Below are 2132 nucleotides of genomic sequence, written 5' to 3' on the forward strand. Positions count from 1 at the left end.
CTCCCGGTGATCGGGAGAGCCGCCCCACGACCACCGGCGCCGGGCCTACCGTCGAGCGCAATTCGAGGTGGTACCAGGAGGAAACAGTGGTGGACTGGAACGACGAGGTGGATGTGCTGGTCGCGGGGTCGGGTGGTGGCCTGGCCGGCGCCTACACCGCCGCGCGCGAGGGACTCAGCGTCGCGGTGGTCGAGGCGACCGACAAGTTCGGCGGCACGACGGCGTACTCGGGCGGCGGCGGGGTGTGGTTCCCCTGCAACCCCGTACTGGAGCGCGCGGGCACCGACGACACCCTCGACGACGCACTGACCTACTACCGCGCGGTGGTCGGTGACCGCACCCCCGACGAACTGCAGCAGACCTACGTGCGGCGGGGCCGCGATCTCATCGAGTACCTCGAAGCCGACGACCATTTCGCGTTCATGGTGCTGCCGTGGCCGGACTACTTCGGGAAGGCACCCAAGGCCCGGCTCGACGGTCAGCGCCACATCATGCCGACACCGCTGCCTGCCGCGGAGCTGGGCCCGCTGCGCGCATCGTTGCGCGGAACGCTGGACACCGACCGGCTCGGCGCTCCCCCGCAGGACCTGCTGATCGGCGGTCAGGCGCTGATCGGGCGGATGCTGCGCGCGATCTCGAGCTACCCGCACGCACAGCTGCACCTGGATTCGCCGCTGGTGGAACTGGTGGTCGAGGACGGTGTGGTGACGGGCGCGATCGTCGAACGCGACGGCGCCCGCGTCGCGATCCGCGCGCGGCGCGGCGTGATCCTGGCGGCGGGCGGTTTCGAGCAGAACGCCGAGCTGCGCACGCACTACGGTGTGCCGGGCGAGGCGCGAGACACCATGGGGCCCTGGGGAAATCAGGGTAGGGCGCATCAGGCGGGCATCGCGGCGGGCGCCGACACCGATCTGATGGATCAGGCGTGGTGGTCGCCCGGACTGACCCATCCCGACGGGCGGTCCGCGTTCGCGCTGTGGTTCACCGGCGGCATCTTCGTCGATCAGGACGGCAAGCGGTTCGTCAACGAGTCGGCCCCCTACGACCGGCTCGGCCGCGACGTGATCCGCCAGATGAACGATCGCGGGCTCACCCTGCCGTTCTGGATGATCTACGACGACAAGGAGGGCGAGGTGCCGCCGATCAAGGCCACCAATGTCTCTATGGTCGAGACCGAGAAGTACGTCGAGGCCGGGCTGTGGCACACCGCCGACACCCTCGCCGAGCTGGCCGCGAAGATCGGCGTGCCCGCGGCGAACCTGGCGGCCACCGTGGAGCGGTTCAACGCGATCGTCGCCACCGGTGCCGACCCCGATTTCGGGCGCGGCGACGAGGCCTACGACCGGGCCTTCTCCAACGGCGAACCGCCACTGGTGACCATCGACAAGGGGCCCTACCACGCGGCGGCGTTCGGCATCTCCGATCTGGGCACCAAGGGCGGGCTGCGCACCGACAGCGCGGCCCGGGTTCTGGGCCGCGACGGCGAGCCGATCCCCGGCCTCTACGCCGCGGGCAACACCATGGCTGCCGTGAGCGGCGAGGTCTACCCCGGCGGCGGCAATCCGATCGGCGCGTCCATGCTGTTCAGCCACCTCGCCGTCCGCCACATCCTCGGCGAATGATCCACCCCCGGTCTTTCCCGCTGGACGGGAGAGACCGGGGCATCCGAGCCACCGGATGTGGTTCGGTTCACAGACATATCCCTTTCGACATTTCAGGAGCGACACGATGGCTTCAGCGGACGACATTCGCGCAACGGTGCGCAAATATGTGGAGGCCGTCGGCAGCGGTACGGCCGCCGACGTCGTCGCCCTCTACCGCGAGGACGCGACGGTCGAGGACCCGGTCGGCACCGAACCGCATGTCGGGCACGCGGCGATCACGAAGTTCTACGAGAACATCGAGCCGCTGGAGCGTTCGACCGAACTGTTCTCCGTCCGCGTGGCCGGCAACAGCGCCGCGTTCAGCTTCCGGGTGGTCACCAAGTTCGGTGAGCAGACCTTCACCCTCGATCCGATCGATGTCATGACCTTCGACGAGGACGCCCGCATCGTGAGCATGCGCGCGTTCTGGTCCCAGGACGACATGGTCGTCGGCTGAGCGAGGCGGAAATGACTGCGACCGAACAACAC

At 68.9% G+C, this 2132-nt stretch carries 2 protein-coding genes; both read left to right on the forward strand.

What is annotated here, in order from left to right:
- Nucleotides 1-86: 86 nt before the first annotated feature.
- Entirely contained in the window at nucleotides 87-1622 is a 1536-nt protein-coding gene (locus ACFWF3_RS33420; protein ID WP_379317947.1) for an FAD-binding protein, read from the forward strand.
- Nucleotides 1623-1728: 106 nt separating this feature from the next.
- Nucleotides 1729-2100: a nuclear transport factor 2 family protein gene (locus tag ACFWF3_RS33425; RefSeq protein WP_378987699.1), complete on the forward strand. Its 372-nt coding sequence runs from the start codon at nucleotides 1729-1731 to the stop codon at nucleotides 2098-2100.
- Nucleotides 2101-2132: the final 32 nt, after the last annotated feature.

Origin of the sequence: Nocardia sp. NPDC060220 (assembly GCF_042727815.1) — a bacterium.
GTDB lineage: Bacteria > Actinomycetota > Actinomycetes > Mycobacteriales > Mycobacteriaceae > Nocardia.